Annotated in this window: 13 protein-coding genes; 7 read left to right on the top strand and 6 right to left on the bottom strand. The window is 73.5% G+C overall.

Features of this window, described 5'->3' with window-relative positions; translation table 11 throughout:
* Positions 1-44: 44 nt before the first annotated feature.
* From C1J01_RS03795 to C1J01_RS03780, 4 genes are read left to right on the top strand one after another with little or no spacing between them, the layout of a single operon-like run.
* Positions 45-1,037 carry a LacI family DNA-binding transcriptional regulator gene (locus C1J01_RS03795; protein ID WP_235854236.1) on the top strand — a complete coding sequence of 331 codons (993 nt, stop codon included), beginning with the start codon at positions 45-47 and terminating at the stop codon, positions 1,035-1,037.
* The gene (locus C1J01_RS03790) at positions 1,034-1,807 is read left to right on the top strand and encodes a sugar phosphate isomerase/epimerase family protein (protein ID WP_111175992.1); all 774 of its coding nucleotides are present in this window, start codon (positions 1,034-1,036) and stop codon (positions 1,805-1,807) included. Before C1J01_RS03795 ends, C1J01_RS03790 begins: the two co-directional genes overlap by 4 nt.
* A 21-nt stretch (positions 1,808-1,828) precedes the next feature.
* Positions 1,829-2,767 (top strand): alkaline phosphatase family protein, encoded by a 939-nt coding sequence (locus tag C1J01_RS03785; protein ID WP_111175990.1) that lies wholly within the window; start codon positions 1,829-1,831, stop codon positions 2,765-2,767.
* 59 nt (positions 2,768-2,826) lie between these two features.
* Positions 2,827-5,385 carry a PEP/pyruvate-binding domain-containing protein gene (locus tag C1J01_RS03780; RefSeq protein WP_111175988.1) on the top strand — a complete coding sequence of 853 codons (2,559 nt, stop codon included), beginning with the start codon at positions 2,827-2,829 and terminating at the stop codon, positions 5,383-5,385.
* A gap of 9 nt (positions 5,386-5,394) precedes the next feature.
* Here the strand turns inward: C1J01_RS03780 and C1J01_RS03775 are convergent, their stop codons facing one another.
* The 5 genes from C1J01_RS03775 to C1J01_RS03755 all read right to left on the bottom strand — a co-directional run bounded on the left by C1J01_RS03775 (position 5,395) and on the right by C1J01_RS03755 (position 10,581).
* The gene (locus C1J01_RS03775) at positions 5,395-6,258 is read right to left on the bottom strand and encodes a sugar phosphate isomerase/epimerase family protein (RefSeq protein ID WP_181448561.1); all 864 of its coding nucleotides are present in this window, start codon (positions 6,256-6,258) and stop codon (positions 5,395-5,397) included.
* Complete coding sequence (locus tag C1J01_RS03770; protein ID WP_111175984.1) at positions 6,255-7,421, bottom strand: dihydrodipicolinate synthase family protein; 1,167 nt, start codon at positions 7,419-7,421, stop codon at positions 6,255-6,257. Before C1J01_RS03770 ends, C1J01_RS03775 begins: the two co-directional genes overlap by 4 nt.
* Positions 7,418-8,563, bottom strand: a complete 1,146-nt coding sequence (locus C1J01_RS03765) for a Gfo/Idh/MocA family protein (protein WP_181448560.1) — start codon at positions 8,561-8,563, stop codon at positions 7,418-7,420. Before C1J01_RS03765 ends, C1J01_RS03770 begins: the two co-directional genes overlap by 4 nt.
* A gap of 149 nt (positions 8,564-8,712) precedes the next feature.
* Positions 8,713-9,939: an HRDC domain-containing protein gene (locus C1J01_RS03760; protein WP_111175982.1), complete on the bottom strand. Its 1,227-nt coding sequence runs from the start codon at positions 9,937-9,939 to the stop codon at positions 8,713-8,715.
* Between the two features lie 45 nt (positions 9,940-9,984).
* Positions 9,985-10,581: a DUF3000 domain-containing protein gene (locus C1J01_RS03755; protein WP_111175980.1), complete on the bottom strand. Its 597-nt coding sequence runs from the start codon at positions 10,579-10,581 to the stop codon at positions 9,985-9,987.
* 693 nt (positions 10,582-11,274) lie between these two features.
* Here C1J01_RS03755 and hemE point away from each other — a divergent pair.
* Positions 11,275-12,267 carry a uroporphyrinogen decarboxylase gene (gene hemE / locus C1J01_RS03745; protein WP_268958572.1) on the top strand — a complete coding sequence of 331 codons (993 nt, stop codon included), beginning with the start codon at positions 11,275-11,277 and terminating at the stop codon, positions 12,265-12,267.
* 19 nt (positions 12,268-12,286) lie between these two features.
* On the opposite strand, the gene C1J01_RS03740 is transcribed toward hemE, so the two are convergent.
* Entirely contained in the window at positions 12,287-13,213 is a 927-nt protein-coding gene (locus C1J01_RS03740; protein ID WP_181448559.1) for a DUF4349 domain-containing protein, read from the bottom strand.
* Positions 13,214-13,320: 107 nt separating this feature from the next.
* Between C1J01_RS03740 and hemG the strand changes: the two genes are divergently transcribed.
* Both hemG and hemQ read left to right on the top strand, forming a co-directional pair.
* Positions 13,321-14,724 (top strand): protoporphyrinogen oxidase, encoded by a 1,404-nt coding sequence (hemG, locus tag C1J01_RS03735; protein WP_235854235.1) that lies wholly within the window; start codon positions 13,321-13,323, stop codon positions 14,722-14,724.
* Positions 14,725-14,729: 5 nt separating this feature from the next.
* Positions 14,730-15,431, top strand: a complete 702-nt coding sequence (gene hemQ / locus C1J01_RS03730) for a hydrogen peroxide-dependent heme synthase (protein WP_111176032.1) — start codon at positions 14,730-14,732, stop codon at positions 15,429-15,431.
* Positions 15,432-15,505 lie beyond the last annotated feature (74 nt).

Below are 15,505 nucleotides of genomic sequence, written 5' to 3'. Positions count from 1 at the left end.
GGAGTGGTCTGGCAGACTGGGAAATCGCTTTCCAGGGAGGTGTCGTGGTCACGCTGGAAGACGTCGCCAGGCAGGCGGGCGTCTCGCTCGCCACCGCTTCGCGGGTGCTCAACGGCAGCACCCGCCAGGTGGGCGCCGGCCTGCGGGCCCGCGTCGAGCGGGCCGCCGACGAGCTGGGCTACCGCGCCAACATCGCCGCCCAGACGCTGGCCCGCGGGTCGAGCAACGTCATCGGCATCGTCGTGCACGACCTGACCGACCCCTATTTCGCGGCCCTGGCCGACGGTGCGATGCGGGCGGCGGCCACCGAGGGCCTGCTGGTCATGGTGGGCACCACCCACCGCGACCCCGAGCAGGAGATCGCCTACGTGGCGACGCTGAACGCCCAGCGCGTGCGCGCGGTGCTGCTGGCCGGCTCGCGCGTCGCCGACCAGGCGGTGACCGGCCGCCTGCGCGACGAGCTGGCCCGCTACCGCGACAGCGGCGGCCGGGCGGCCTGCGTGGGCCAGGACCTCCTCGGCGTCGACACCGTGGCGCCGGCGAACAGGGAGGGCGCGGGGGAACTGGCGCGGGCGCTGGCCGGGCTCGGCCACACCCGCTTCGCGGTGCTGGCGGGCCCGCCCCACCTGATGACGGCAGCCGACCGCAGCGCCGGTTTCGCCGCCGCGCTGCGGGAGCTGGGGCTCCCGGCGCCGCAGGTGATCCACGGGCCGTTCGACCGCGACGGCGGGTACGCGGCGGCGCGGCAGGTGAAGGACGCGACCTGCGTGTTCGCGGTCAACGACGTGATGGCGGTCGGGGCCCTCGCGGCCTACCGCGAACGGGGCGTCAGGGTGCCGGACGACGTCTCGGTGGCCGGGTTCGACGACATCGTCACGCTGCGTGACCACGTGCCCGCTCTGACGACCGTGCGGCTGCCGCTGGCCGACATGGGGGCGCGGGCCTTGGAGCTGGCGCTCAACGAGGAGGAGCCGGTCGTCGTCGAACACGTCGCCGGCGAGGTCGTGCTGCGGGAGAGCGTACGGAGGATCGCGTGAGACTGGCGGTCAGCACCCTCGGGATGCCCGGTGACGGGCTCGACCGGGCGATCGAGATCGCGTCCGGGCACGGCTGCCAGGGCCTGGAGCTGCGGCTGCACCCCGACACGGGCGTGCACGCCGGGCTCGGCCCGGAGGAGCGGCGTTCCGTACGGGAGCGAGTGGAACGGGCAGGTCTCGAAATTTCCACCCTCGCCGGATATGTCGGCATCTGCCAGCCCGGGGCCGACGAAGAAGTCGTGGCAGCGCTGCTCGCCGACCTCCGCCTGGCCGCCGATCTCGGCGCGCCCGGCGTGCGCGTGTTCCCGCGCGGCGGAGACCCGGCCGTGGGCGCGCGCCGGCTCAAGGCGGTCTCCGGCCCGGCCGCCGACCGGGGGGTGCGCGTCCTCGTCGAGACGCACGACCAGATGGCCACCGGCGCCGCCGTGGCCGCGCTGCTGGCCGAGGCCGGCAGCCCCGAGACCACCGGCGTGATCTGGGACCTGCTGCACCCCTGGCGCCACGGCGAGAGCCCCGCCGCCACCCTGGCCGCGCTGCGGCCCTGGTTGTCGTACGTGCAGGTCAAGGACGCGGTCTCGGCGCACGACACGACGCCGGTGCCCATGGGCGAGGGCTCGGTGCCGCTGGAGGAGGCGGGCGAGCTGCTGCGCGGGGCCGGGTTCGGCGGCTGGGTGTCGCTGGAGTGGGAGCGGACGTGGTATCCGCAGGTGGCCCCGGTCGAGGAGATCCTCCCCGGCGCGGTCGCCTGGGTGCGCCGGTTCGCCGCGTAGCCGGCCCGCTTAGATAGGGGGATGTCCGCTTTCACAACCCCCACCGACAAGGTGCTCGTCGTCGGCATGGACGGCCTGCGCTTCGACCGGCTCGTCGCCCTCGACGCCCCCGTGCTGGCCGGCCTGATGTCCACCGGCGCGTACGGCACCAGCATGTTGCCCTACGGCGAGGCCGAAGCCCCGCGCACGGAGTCGCCGGGCGAGGTCGTCCCCGCCTCGGCGGAGCAGGACGACGGGGTCCGGGTGATCAGGTCCCGTACGGACTCGGGGCCGGGGTGGTCGTCCATCGCGACCGGCGTCTGGCCGGACAAGCACGGAGTCGTGGACAACGGTTTCGCCGCCCCTCAGTTCACGAAATTTCCGGACTTCTTGACGCGGGTGAAGCTGGCCCGCCCCGAGCTGACCACCTCCGCCTTCTTCTCGTGGGCAGCCCTGGCCGAGCACGGCGCCTTCGGCCCGGCCATCGACCGTCGCTTCGTCCTCGACGGGTACACGGCCGGCTGGTCCGCCTGCGACGCGCAGATCGCCGAGGCCGCCGAGGCGCACCTGGCCGGCGACGACCCCGACGCCGTCTTCGTCTACCTGGGCGACACCGACGAGGTGGCGCACGCCCTCGGCCCGCACTGCCCCGAGTACGCCGCCGCCCTCGCCGCCCAGGACGCGTACCTGGGCCGGCTGCTCGACGCGATCCGCGCCCGCCCGTCGTACGGCGGTGAGCGCTGGACGGTGCTCGTCACCACCGACCACGGCCACGTGGACGCGGGCGGCCACGGCGGCGTCTCCGACGAGGAGCGCACGGTGTTCGTCGTCGCGCACCGCCCGGGCGAGGACCTCGGCGGCCGCGTGCTCGACGGCCCGCGCCTGGTCGACGTGGCCCCGACGGCCCTGGCCGCGCTCGGCGTCCCGGTGGACCCGGCCTGGGAACTCGACGGGACGCCGCTGAGTTTCATCAGCTGTTGAATTTCTGGCCGTGAGGCGCGAGACTGGAGGACAGGACGCCGACGCCGGGAGAACACGCGATGACGATGGTCCTCGACCTCACCGAGATCCACGCGGAGACGCTCGCCGACGTGGGCGGCAAGGCCGCCAACCTCGGCGAGCTGACCAAGGCCGGGCTGCCCGTCCCGCCCGGCCGGGTGCTGACCACGCAGGCGTACCGGCGGATCGCCCACGGCCTGGAGACCTCCGGCGACGACCTCGCCGCGCGCGCCCGGCGTCACCTGCTCGAAGCCCCGGTCCCGCCGGACGTCCGCGACGCGATCGTGGCGGCGTACGCGTCCCTCGGCGATGACGTGCCCGTGGCGGTGCGCTCGTCCGCCACGGCCGAGGACCTGCCGTTCGCCAGCTTCGCCGGGCAGCAGGACACGTTCCTCAACGTCGTGGGCGAGCAGGCGGTCGTGGAGGCCGTACGCCGCTGCTGGGCCTCGCTGTGGACCGACCGCGCCGTGGCCTACCGCGAGTCGAACGGCATCGACCACGCCTCCGTGAGCCTCGCGGTCGTCCTCCAGGTCATGGTGGACGCGAGCGTGGCGGGGGTCATGTTCACGGCGAACCCCGTCACCGGGCGGCGGCGGGAGATCGTCATCGACGCGAGCCCGGGGCTCGGCGAGGCCGTCGTGTCCGGCGCGGTGAACCCCGACCGGTTCGTCGTCTTCGACGGCAGGATCCTGGAGCGCCGCGCCGGCGACAAGCGCGTGGCCGTCCGCCCCCTGCCCGCAGGCGGCACCGAACGCGTCGAGACCGCCGTGAGCGGCCTGTGCCTGACCGACGGCCAGGTACGCGAGCTCGCCGCGCTCGGCGCGCGCGTCGAGGAGCACTACGGCGCGCCCCAGGACACCGAGTGGGCCCTCGACCGCGACGGCCGGTTCCTGCTCACCCAGGCCAGGCCCATCACCACGCTCTACCCGCTGCCCGAGCCGAAGGGGCCGGGCCTTCGGGTGTACTTCTCGCTCAACGTCGTCCAGGGCGTCATGGGGCCGCTCACGCCGATGGGGCTGGCCGCGTTCCGGCTGATCACCGCAGGAGTCGCGGCGCTCTTCGGCCACGGCCCCGCCGACCCCCGCGACGGCGCGCCCTTCGTCACGGTGTCGGGGGAGCGCCTGTGGTTCGACATCACGCCCGCCGTGCGCAGCCGCCCCGGCCGCGTCCTGCTCCCGCGCCTGATGACGCTCGGCGAGGCGCGCACCGCGACCGTCATGGAGCGGCTGTTCGAGGACCCGCGGCTGGCGCGCGTCCCGGTCTCGTCCCGGGGCTTCCTGCGCGGTTTCGGGCGCTTCGCCGGACGCGTACGCCTGCCCGCCCGCGTCCTGACGGCGCTCGTCAGCCCGCGCCGGGCCCTGGCGTCCACCGCGCGGATCGGCGAGCAGATCGACCGCCGCCTCCGGGTGCCCGCCTCGGCGACCCCGGCGCAGCGGCTGGACCACGCCGCGTGGGTGCTCGCCGGCACGTTCCCGCGGATCCTGTCCATCATGCCGACCGTGATCACCGGGTACGCCCTGTTCGCGCTGGCCTCCCGCCTGTCCGGCGTGCCGGTGAACGAGATGGGCGACGTCCTGCGCAGCGTCCCGCACAACCCGACCACCGAGATGGACCTTGCGCTGTGGGACCTGGCCACCCGGATCGAGCCGGAGCCGTTCCGCGAGCTGCCCGTCGCCGAGCTGGCCCGCCGCTACCGCGAGGGGCGCCTCCCGCCCGCCGCCCAGCGCGGGGTCGCGGCCTTCCTGGACGCGTACGGGCACCGGGGCATCGCCGAGATCGACCTCGGCGTGCCGCGCTGGTCGGAGGAGCCCGACCACATCCTCGGCGCGCTGGCCAACTACCTGCGGATGGACGACGGCGACCGCGCGCCCTCGGCGCTCTTCGCGCGCGGGGAGCGGGAGGCCCGCGCCGCCGTCGCCCGGGTGGCGGCGCGGGCCGGACGGCGTGCCACCGTGGTGCGCTGGGCGCTCGGGCGCACCCGTGCGTACGCGGGGCTGCGCGAGCTCCCCAAGTTCCAGCTGGTCAAGACGCTCGCGGCGGTGCGGCGGAGCCTGCTCGTGGTCGGGGAGCACCTGGTGGGCCTCGGCGTCCTCGACGCGCCCGAGGACGTCTACTTCCTCGACCTGCGCGAGGCCAGGGCCGCGCTCGGCGGCGGCGACCTGCGCCCGCTCGTGGCCGCCCGGCGCGAGACCTACGAGCGGGAGCGCCGCCGCCGCCACGTCCCCCGCGTGCTGCTCTCCGACGGCACCGAGCCCGAGGCCCTCGCGGCGCCCGCCGCGGACGGGGCGCTGACCGGCACCGCGGCCTCGCCCGGCGAGGTCACCGGCCCCGCCCGCGTCGTCCTCGACCCGGTCGGCGCCCACCTGGAGCCCGGCGAGATCCTCATCTGCCCCTCCACCGACCCCGGCTGGACCCCGCTGTTCCTGACGGCGGGCGGCCTGGTCATGGAGATGGGCGGCGCCATGTCCCACGGCGCCGTGGTGGCCAGGGAGTACGGCATCCCCGCCGTCGTCGGCGTCCCCGACGCCACCCACCGCATCTCCACGGGCCAGTTGATCACCGTGAACGGCGCCGCCGGGACGGTGACCGTCCCGTCATAGCGGCCCGGCTCAGGGCAGCACCACTCCGGCGTAGCGGGACTTCATCGTGGACACCACCTCGTCGGGATCGGCGGCCCAGACGTCGGCGTTGAAGATCTCCACCTCGACGTCCCCGGCGTATCCGGCGGCCAGCACCGCCCGGGTGATCGGCGGGAAGTCGATCACGCCGTCGCCCATCATGCCCCGCCCGAGCAGCACGTCCTCAGGCAGCGGGTGCAGGTAGTCGCACACCTGGTACGACGCGATCCGCCGCCCCGCCCGCGCGATCTCGTCGAACAGCCGCGGGTCCCACCACACGTGGAAGGTGTCCACCACCACCCCGACCTGCTCCTCCGGGTACGGCAGGCTCAGCTCCAGCGCCTGGCCCAGCGTGGACAGCACCGCCCGGTCCGGGCAGTAGATCGGATGCAACGGCTCCAGGGCCAGCCGCACTCCCCGCTCCCCGGCGTACGGAGCCAGCTCCGCCAGCGCCTCGGCCACCCGCTCCCTGGCCCCGGCCAGGTCGCGCGTGAAGCCGTCGGGCGGCGCCTCGCCCGGACGTACACCCGGCAGGCCGCCCACCACCATCACCAGGCAGGCCGCCCCCAGCTCGGCCGCCTCGTCGACGGCCCGCCGGTTGTCCTCCAGCGCCCGCGCGAAAGCCGTACGGCCCTCCTCGCCGGGCAGCCCGCCGGCCGTCAGGAAGCCGCCCCGGCAGAGCGACGACACCCGCAGCCCGGCCGCCCGCACGAGCTTGACGCTCTCCGCCAGCCCCTGCTCGGCGACCTTCTCCCGCCACAGCCCGATCGCCTCCAGGCCGTGCCGGACGCACCCGTCCACGGCCTCGGCCACCGACCAGCGCCGGGTCGTCCACTGGTTGAGCGAAAGGCTCACAGCCCGTTCACCTCCAGCAGCGCCTTCATGCGGCGCACGGCGAGCTCCTGGTCGGCGAGCAGCCCCGCCTGGTCGGCCAGCGCGAACACCTGCGACAGGTGGAGCAGCGAGCGGGCCGACTGGGCGCCGTTCACCATGGCGAACGCGTCCTGGTGGCCGTTCAGCCAGGACAGGAAGACGATGCCGGTCTTGTAGTGGTACGTCGGCGCCTCGAAGATCTTCCGCGACAGCGGCACGGTCGGGGCGAGGATCTCGTCGTACGCGGCCAGCAGCCGCTCGCGTTCCGCCGCGTCACCGGCCGCCTCGGCCGCGTCGAGCACCCGCAGCGCCGCCGCGGCGGCCGGCGCGATGGCGTCGAAGATACCGAGCAGCGCGTGCGAGCCCGACCTGATCAGGGACGGGTAGTTGAAGTCGTCGCCGGTGTACAGCTTGACGCCCTCCGGCAGCGCGGCGCGCAGGCGCACCTCGTGCTCCTCGTCCAGCAGCGACACCTTCACGCCGTCCACCGTCGAGGCGTGCGCGTGGATCAGCTCCAGGAACGACTCCGTCGCCGCGCCGACGTCGCGCGAGCCCCAGTAGCCGGCCAGCTGCGGGTCGAACATCTCGCCCAGCCAGTGCAGGATCACCGGCCGGTCCGCCAGGCCGAACAGCTTGCCGTACACCTGGTGGTAGTCGGCGGGCCCGGAGGCCACCCGGGCGAGCTGCCGCGAGGCCATGATGATCACACCGGCGCCGGCCGCCTGCACGGTCTCGATCTGCTCGCCGTACGCGGCCGTGATCGTGTCCAGGTCGCCCGCCTCGGGCGCGTGGTCGGTGCCGGCGCCGCAGGCGACGAGCGTCGCCGGGTCGCCGAACGCGCGGGCCTCGGCGGCGCTGCGCCGGATGAGCTCCCTGGTCGCCGCCCAGTCCAGGCCCATGTTGCGCTGGGCGGTGTCCATGGCGTCGGCCACCCGCAGGCCGTGCGACCACAGGTGGCGGCGGAAGCGCAGCGTGGCGTCCCAGTCGACGGCGGCGGGGGAGCCGGGCGTGTTCTCGCCGAGCGGGTCGGCGACCACGTGGGCGGCCGCGTACGCGATCCGGCTGCCGGCCGGCCGCTCGCCCTTCGGCCGGTCGGCGGGCTCCCGCAGCGTGTACGCGCCCACCCCGGGCAGGTCGATCCTCACAGCGCCGGCACCTCGATCCGGCGGCCCTCGGCGGACGAGCGCATGCCCAGCTCGGCGAGCTGCACACCCCGGGCGCCCGAGGCGAAGTCGTTCGGGAACGGCGCGTCCTCCACCACGTGCCGGACGAACGCCTCCCACTGCACCTTGAACCCGTTGTCGAACTCCCCGTTGTCCGGCACCTCCTGCCAGCCGTCGCGGAAACGCGCGGTGGCCGGCAGGTCGGGGTTCCAGACCGGTTTGGGGGTGACCGAACGGTGCTGCACGCGGCAGTTGCGCAGGCCCGCCACGGCGCTGCCCTCCGTGCCGTCCACCTGGAACTCCACCAGCTCGTCGCGGTTCACCCGGACCGCCCAGGAGGAGTTGATCTGGGCGATCACACCGCCCTCCAGCTCGAAGATCCCGTACGCGGCGTCGTCGGCGGTCGCCTGGTAGGTCGCGCCCTGCTCGTCCACCCGCGACGGGATGTGCGTCACGGCCCGGGCGTAGACCGACCGGACCCGGCCGAACAGGTTCTCCATCACGTAGTGCCAGTGCGGGAACATGTCGAGCACGATGCCGCCGCCGTCCTCGGCCCGGTAGTTCCACGACGGGCGCTGCGCCTCCTGCCAGTCGCCCTCGAACACCCAGTAGCCGAACTCGCCCCGCACCGACAGGATGCGGCCGAAGAAGCCGCCGTCGATCAGCCGCTTCAGCTTGAGCAGGCCCGGCAGGAAGAGCTTGTCCTGCACAACGCCGTTCTTGACGCCCTTGGCCGCCGCGGCCTCCGCCAGCGCGAGCGCCTCCTGCGTCGTCTCGGCCGTGGGCTTCTCGGCGTAGACGTGCTTGCCGGCGTCGATGGCCTTGAGCACGGCCTTCACCCGGGCGCTGGTCACCTGGGAGTCGAAGTAGATCAGGTTGGCGTCGTCGGAGAGGACGGCATCGAGATCAGTGGAGAAATCCGAAATCCCATGCTTCGCCGCGATATTTCCAAGTTTGTCGGCATTGCGCCCGACCAGCACCGGCTTGAGGACGACCCGCCCGCCGTCCGAGAGCGTGACACCGCCCTGCTCGTTGATGGCCAGGACCGAACGGACCAGGTGCTGGCGGTAGCCCATCCGTCCGGTGACGCCGTTCATCACGACGCCGATGGTGCGCACGCTCATGAGGATCCCTTCAGCGAGGAAAGCGCTTTCCCGAACGGTACGACCGCCCTGCCGAGGGCGTCAAGTCACGCGCGGGGGAAGGAATCCCGCGCGGAGGCGGGACTCCCGCTCCGGTGGGCGTTCACGCCGGAGCGGGAGGGGCGGCGGCGTCAGAGCTCGCTGCGCGTCTCCAGCCTGGCCAGGGCCTTGGCGATGGGCTGGGCGGCGAGCCCGAGCTGCCACTCGCGGGCGCCGAGCTCGCGCAGCCTGGCGGCCACGCTCTCGTCGGTGATCTCGGCGGGCGGCTCCCACGTCAGCCGGCGTACGGCGTCGGGCTGCAGGAGGTTCTCCGTGGGCATGTGGTGCTGCTCGGCCAGCGCGGCGACCACCGCGCGGGCGGCGGCCAGGCGCTTGGCGGCGGCCGGGTCGCGGTCGGCCCAGCGGTTGGGCGGCGGCGGCCCGTCGCCCGCCGTGCTGGGCAGCGGCAGCTGGCTGTCGGGCAGCGCCCGCGCCCGTGCCACCGCGGCGAGCCACTCACTCATGTGCCTGCGCGCACTTCTCCCGGTGAATGCCGAAATTTCGGTCAATGCCTTCTTCGTGCGAGGCCCTTCCAGCGCGGCCGTGACGATCGCCGCGTCGGGCAGCACCCGCCCGGGCGCCAGATCGGCCTCACGGGCGATCCGATCGCGCATCGTCCACAACTCGCGCACGATCGCCAGCGCGCGCACGTTGCGCACCTTGTGGATGCCGGACGTGCGCCGCCACGGGTCGGAGCGCGGCGCGGGCGGCGGGGTGTTCAGCACGGCGGCGAACTCCTCGCGCGCCCACTCCAGCTTCCCGCTCTCCTCGAGCTGCCGGTGGAGCACGTCGCGGAGCTCGACCAGCACCTCCACATCGAGTGCGGCGTAGCGCAGCCAGTCTTCCGGCAGCGGCCTGGTGGACCAGTCGGCCGCCGAGTGGCCCTTCTCCAGCCGCAGGCCGAGCACGGTCTCGACCATCGTGCCGAGGCCCACGCGTTCGTAGCCGAGCAGCCGGCCGGCCAGCTCGGTGTCGAACATGCGGCGGGGCCTGAACCCCACCTCCAGCAGGCACGGCAGGTCCTGCGAGGCGGCGTGCAGCACGACCTCGGCGTCGGCGACCGCCCGGTCGAGCGCCGACAGGTCGGGGCAGGCGATCGGGTCGATCAACGCGGTGCCGGCCCCGGCCCGGCGCAGCTGGACCAGATAGGCACGGTTGCCGTAGCGGTAGCCGGAAGCGCGCTCGGCGTCGACCGCGACGGGCCCGTCGCCCTCGGCGAACCGCCCCACGACCTGGGCCAGAACGGCGGCGTCGGAGACGACCGGAGGGATGCCTTCGCGCGGTTCGAGCAGCGGCTCCACTGTGCGTTCTTCTGTCATGAGCTCACCGACCTCATGACGCTGGTGCTGTCTTGACTGGTGCCCTCACTTCGTTCGGTCACTCTCCGGATCATCACGTCGGCGCGGCAGGGCGGCCACGTCGGGCGGAAGCGGCGGTATGCCGGCGGCCAGGCACATGAGGTCGCACCAGGCGGCGACATGCCCCGAGAGGTCCTCCTGGGCGGGTGACCACGACGCCCGCAGCTCGAGCTCGGTCGTGACCGGGTCGTCGGCCTTGTTGCCGAAGCCCTCGGACACGGCTCTTGTCACCGTACCGCCAGCGGCGGAGTAGTCGGCTTGGTGGGCGTCGAGAGCATCGGTCAGCCAGCTCCAGGCGACCGGCCCCAGCAGCGGATCGGAGGTGATCTCGGGCTCCATGTCGGCCCTGACGTAGGCCACCAGCCGGAACGGGCCTTCCCACCCGCGCTGGCCGTCGGGGTCGAACAGGAGGATCAGCCGGCCGACCGCGAGCTCGTCGTCGTCGCGGTAGACCGAGGCGCCGATGGCGGCCGAATAGGGGGCCAGCCGCTGCGGCGCGGGCAGGTCTTCCAGCTCGATCTCCGGCCTGACCTCGGCCGACCGCAGGCTCTCGGCCGCGCGGATGAACGCGGCGGGAGGCGGCGGCTGGTCACCGAGTGTCATAGCCGAAGCGTAGGTCGAGGTGGGACGGAAGGGGACCACGGGGGTGCTCATCCTTGGTGATCAAGCCGCAGCCGTAACCAGCTGGCGAACCGGAAGGGTGGACTCGGCGGTGCCGAGCATGATCGCGTGGCCGCAGTCGGCGCAGGCCCATTCGGGGCACTCGCCCGGCTCGTGCCCGTCGGCGCAGGGAGGTTGCTCGAACGGCCGCTCGCCGGCGCAGGACGGGCAGTGCCCACTGCGGCGCTCTGGGGAACTCCACAACGCGGTCATCGCACGAGACATCGAACCGGGGCCTTTCGTCGGGTCGTGGCTCCGACGTTGGCACGAGCCGCTGACAATTCCCCGCAACGCGCTCGGCGTGTCCCGAAAGTGGTGGCTGAATCGGTGCCGCGCGGTGGCTTGGGCAACTTTTGGCCCAGTCGAGACCGGCTCTCTGGGCGGGCATGGGGTGTGTTCGACCCGCGCGCGATGCCGACACCGAGCAGACCGGTAAACCTTCATCTGGCTATCTGATCATGATTTGGGGTGTCCAATGCATCTTTTTCCGACACCTCGCACTCTCGCGTCCGCGACAGCCGCCGCTCCCACCTGGGCGGACGCCGGCGGCCGGCCCTCGGACGCAGGCGGTCCGGGGGCGGAACCGGTGCCCGTCCGTGGCACCCTTGTGGGGTGAACCTCGCCGACTCCGCCTTCCTGCGTGCCTGCCGCCGCCAGGCCGTCCCGTACACACCTGTCTGGTACATGCGCATGGCCGGGCGGTCGCTGCCGGAATACCTGAAGGTCCGCGAGGGCGTGCCGATGCTCACCGCGTGCTCGACGCCCGACCTGATCGTCGAGATCACCATGCAGCCCGTACGCCGCTACGGAGTCGACGCGGCCATCTTCTTCAGCGACATCGTCGTGCCGCTCAAGGCCATCGGCGTCGACCTCGACATCAAGCCGGGCGTCGGCCCCGTCGTGGCCGAGCCCGTCCGCGACGTCAAGGCGATCGAGGCGCTGCGTCCCCTGGAGCCCGGCGACGTGCCGTACGTCACCGAGGCGATCCAGGCGCTGACCGGCGAGCTGGGCGGCACGCCGCTGATCGGCTTCGCCGGCGCGCCGTTCACGCTCGGGTCGTACCTCATCGAGGGCGGCCCGTCGAAGAACCACGACCGCACCAAGGCCATGATGTACGGCGAGCCGAAGATGTGGCACGCGCTGATGGAGCGCCTCTCCGGCATCGTGCTGGAGCACCTGCGCATCCAGATCGCGGCGGGCGCCTCGGCCGTGCAGCTCTTCGACTCCTGGGTGGGGACGGTCGCGCCCGACGACTACCGCGAGTTCATCCTTCCGCACACCCGGCGCATCTTCGAGGGCGTCGCCGACGTGCCCCGCATCCACTTCGGCGTCGGCACGGGCGAGCTGCTCGGCGTGCTCGGCGAGGCCGGAGCCGACGTCGTCGGCGTCGACTGGCGCGTCCCGCTCGACGAGGCCGCCCGCCGCGTCGGCCCCGGCAAGGCGCTGCAGGGCAACCTCGACCCGGCGATCCTGCTGGCGCCGTGGGAGGTCGTCGAGCGCAGGGCCCGCGAGGTGCTGCGCCGCGGCCGGGCCGCCGAGGGCCACGTGTTCAACCTCGGCCACGGCGTGCTCCCCGCGACCGACCCCGACCAGCTCAAGCGCCTGACCGACCTCGTCCACGAGTTCTGAGCGTTCTGAACGACGCCGGTCAGCCGGCCTCGGGGTCCGGCGCGGGAGCGGGCGGCGGCGTGTGCCGCCGGCCCCGGCGTACGAGAAGGACGACCAGGGCGACCGGCGGGAGCAGCACGGCCAGCCACGGCACGAGGGCGCCGAGCACGGTGAGCGCCGTCTTCGTCACCGAGACCAGGGCCTGCCAGCCGGCCTTCAGCCCGCCGAGGAAGCCGGCCGGCTCCTCCGACGGGTCCTCCACCACGGCGACCGGCCCCACCAGCCGCAGCGTCAGCGTGGCCATCGAGACCTGCGCGGCCAGCTCCTTCTGCTGGGCCTGCAGCGACTCCAGGTCGGCCTCGCGGGCGGAGATCTCCCGCTCGACGTCCAGCACCTGCCCGATCGTGTCGGCCCGCTCGAGCAGCTCACGCAGCGACTCCAGCGACTGCTGCGCCGACTTCAGCCGGCTCTCGACATCGGCCACCTGCAGGGTGACGTCCTGGGTGGCCTGCTGTAACGACAGCTGCCTGCCCAGCTCCTTGCCCAGGCGGCCGAGCACCTCGGCGTACTTCGCGGGCGGGACCTTGAACTCCAGCAACGCCGTGTCCTCGGTGCCGCCGGCCGAGTCGCTCTCCTCCTTGTTCAGGTATCCGCCCGCCTCGGTGACGATCTGCTTGGCCTGCTGCGCGGCCGTGGCGACCTGCCGGGCGCGCACGGTCATGCTGCCGGTGTAGATCACCTGGCGCTCCTGCCGGGTGACCGTGACGTCGGAGACGACGCCGTCCGCACCGGACTCCTGCCGCTGCGGTGTGCGGTCGCTCTCTTGGGCGCGTGCGATCGCGGGGGTCTCGGACTGGGCTGGCGCGGCCTCGCCCGCGGTGCTCTGCATGGTCGCGCCGCCACCGCCGCAACCGGCCGCCAGCAGCGCCAGGCAGGAGATCGCGATGCCGTACCGGATTCTCGTCATGCCCTTACGACGGCTGCCGGTTCGGGGTGGTTTGACGGAGACGATCACGGTACGGTCACACGCCCCGCGCGGCCGGGCACCCCCCTGAGACGGTAGCGTCAGGAGGCGTGGAAGGGAATCGAGCCCACGTGGTCGTGGTCGGCGGAGGGATCTCGGGTCTCGCCGCCGCATGGTATCTCCGCCAGGGCGCGGGCGAGCGGGTCAAGGTGACCGTGCTCGAAGGGTCGCCGCGCATCGGCGGCAAGCTGTACGCCTCGGAGGTCGCCGGGGTGAGCGTGGACGCGGGCGCCGAGGCCATGCTGGCCCGCCGCCCCGAGGGCAGAGACCTGGCCAGGGCCGTGGGGCTCGACGACGACCTGGTCTTCCCCGGCACCACGCGCTCGGCCGTCTACAGCCGGGGCGCCCTGCACCACCTGCCCAAGGGCCAGGTCATGGGCGTGCCGTCCGACCTCGCCGAGCTGGCGAAGTCGGGCATCATCTCGCCCGGCGGGCTGCTGCGCGTGCCGCTCGACCAGATCCTGCCGGCCACCCTCGTCCGCACCGACGTGTCCGTGGCCGCCTACATCCGGGCCCGCATGGGCGGCGAGGTCGTCGAGCGGCTGGTCGAGCCGCTGCTCGGCGGCGTCTACGCCGGCCGCGCCGACCTGCTGTCGCTGGAGGCGACGATGCCGCGCGTGGCGGCGGTGGCGCGTTCGGAGCGTTCGCTGCTGAGCGCGGCCCGCCGGCTCGCCGAGGAGACGCCGAAGGACGCCGGCCCCGTCTTCACCACGCTGCGCAACGGCGTCGGCGGCCTGCCCGAGGCGGTCGCCAAGGCGTCCGGCGCCGACGTGCGCACCGGCGTCACCGTACGCGAGCTGCGCCGCACCGCATCCGGGTGGCGGCTGGTCGCAGGCCCCGTGCCCAGGCCGGAGACGATCGAGGCCGACGCCGTCATCGTGGCCACGCCCGGTCCCGCCTCCAGCAGGCTGCTCAAGGCCGACGTGCCCCGGGCCGCCGCCGAGCTGGCCAGGATCCAGTACGCGAGCATGGCGGTCGTCACGCTGGCCTACCCCGTCGACGCCTTCCCCGAGCCGCCCGCCTCCAGCGGCTACCTCGTGCCGCCCGTCGAGCGGCGGCCGGTCAAGGCCGTCACGTTCAGCTCGGTGAAGTGGCCCCACCTGGCCAACGACCTGGTGATCCTGCGCTGCTCGATCGGCCGGCTGGGCGAGGAGCACCTGCTCCAGCGCGACGACACCGAGCTGGTGTCGCTGGCCACGGCCGAGATGGCCGACGTGATGGGCGCGCGCGGCCTGCCGCTCGACTCCCGGGTCACCCGCTGGGGCGGCGCGCTGCCGCAGTACAACGTCGGCCACCTCGACCGGGTGGCCAGGGTGCGCGCCGCGGTGGCGGTGGAGCCCGGCCTGGCGGTGTGCGGGGCGGCCTACGACGGCATCGGCATCCCGGCGTGCATCGGCACCGCCCGTACGGCCGCGGCCCGGATTCTGGACCACCTCGACCTGCGAGGAGAATAGTGACCATGACAGAGGGCGCTCCGCGGCCGAAGGCCCGCGATCTCAACCAGGTGATCCGTTACACGATGTGGTCGGTCTTCCAGTCGACCGGGCCCTGCCCGGCCGACCGCGACGGCCTGGCCGACGAGGTGCAGGAGCTGCTCGACCAGGCCGCCGGGAAAGACGTCGTGACCAGGGGGGTCTACGACGTGGCGGGGTTCCGGGCCGACGCCGACCTCATGTTCTGGTGGCACGCGCCGACGCCGGAGGACCTCCAGGACGTCTACGCCCGCTTCCGGCGCACCGAGCTGGGCCGCCACACCAGGCCCGTCTGGTCGGCGATGGCGCTGCACCGGCCGGCCGAGTTCAACAAGTCGCACATCCCGGCCTTCCTCGCCGAGGAGGAGCCGCGCGCCTACGTGAGCGTCTACCCGTTCGTGCGCTCCTACGAGTGGTATCTCCTCGACGACTCCGAGCGCCGGGCGATGCTCGCCGAGCACGGCCGGATGGCGCGCGACTACCCCGACGTGCGGGCCAACACCGTCGCGTGCTTCTCGCTCAACGACTACGAGTGGATGCTGGCGTTCGAGGCCGACGAGCTCCACCGCATCGTCGACCTCATGCGCACGCTGCGGGGCGCGCAGGCCCGCCGCCACACGCGGGTCGAGATCCCGTTCTACACCGGCGCCCGCAAGCCGGTCCGGGAGATCGTCGCCGCCCTGCCCTAGCCGGAACGCCCGGAGCCTTCGCCCGCCGAGTCGGCTGTCTCGCTGAATTGATCTACCCCGTTTGCCACAATCAG

Origin of the sequence: Nonomuraea aridisoli (assembly GCF_003236395.1) — a bacterium.
Lineage (GTDB): Bacteria > Actinomycetota > Actinomycetes > Streptosporangiales > Streptosporangiaceae > Nonomuraea > Nonomuraea aridisoli.
This window is presented reverse-complemented; position numbering and strand designations above follow the sequence as displayed.